This is a genomic window from Desulfosporosinus sp. I2, from assembly GCF_000960765.1.
Lineage (GTDB): Bacteria > Bacillota > Desulfitobacteriia > Desulfitobacteriales > Desulfitobacteriaceae > Desulfosporosinus.
The window spans coordinates 1-737 of sequence record NZ_JYNH01000302.1; the positions used below are offsets into that span (position 1 = coordinate 1).

Sequence of the window (737 nt, forward strand, 5' to 3'; positions counted from 1 at the left end):
ATTGTCACTATTTATGAAGAAGTTGCCAGTGGACTTAATGATAATCGCAGAGAACTAACTAAAATGTTTCGGAATTTAAATGATGTTGATGTCATTGTCGTTGAATATGCTGATAGACTAGCACGATTTGGCTTTTCCTATCTTAAGGAATTTGCCCAATCGTTCAATGTTAAAATTGAAGCGATAGAAAGTGCTAAAAAACTTCAACCCAACGAAGAAATGGTCAATGACTTAGTAAGTATCGTCACCTGCTTTAGTGCAAGGCTTTATGGTGCTAGAGGTGTTCGGAAACTTAAGCAAACGATTGTGCAGACCATAGAAACATTGGAGCTGGAGCGAGGTGAGTTCCACGAAGACCACGATGAAGGCGATTCTAATTGACCTCACAGTTGAGCAAAAAGCGCTCATTGATAATATGATGCTCGTTTTCGGTACTGCCCTTCGCTATTCCTTTAAGCGGCAGCTCGAAGGGCAAGCGATGGGTGAGTTGGAGAAAGTGGTAGCTAATAAATATCAGCTCAATATCCGACAGGCTAAAGATGCTGTTGAGTCAGCGAGACAGACTATTGCTTCGCAACACGAACTCGTAAAGCTATACTGCGGAAACTACCGCAAAAAAGTGGACGCTCTCGTTAAAAAATTAAAGTATCCCAATCTCTCTGAGCGTAAACGTAAAGCCTTAAGCTCAAAGTTAGCAAAACGACAACGGAAACTGGATTACTGGACAGCGTTCCTAA

The 737-nt window shown here is 41.5% G+C and carries 1 protein-coding gene and 1 pseudogene; both read left to right on the top strand.

Going from position 1 to position 737, the window contains the following annotated elements; all coding sequences use genetic code 11:
* The coding region (locus tag UF75_RS25810) for a recombinase family protein (RefSeq protein WP_045577368.1) at positions 1 to 381 on the top strand (381 nt) is incomplete at its 5' end.
* Positions 362 to 737: pseudogene (locus tag UF75_RS25815) on the top strand (IS200/IS605 family accessory protein TnpB-related protein); the annotation flags it as partial. The gene UF75_RS25810 and the pseudogene UF75_RS25815, both read left to right, overlap by 20 nt.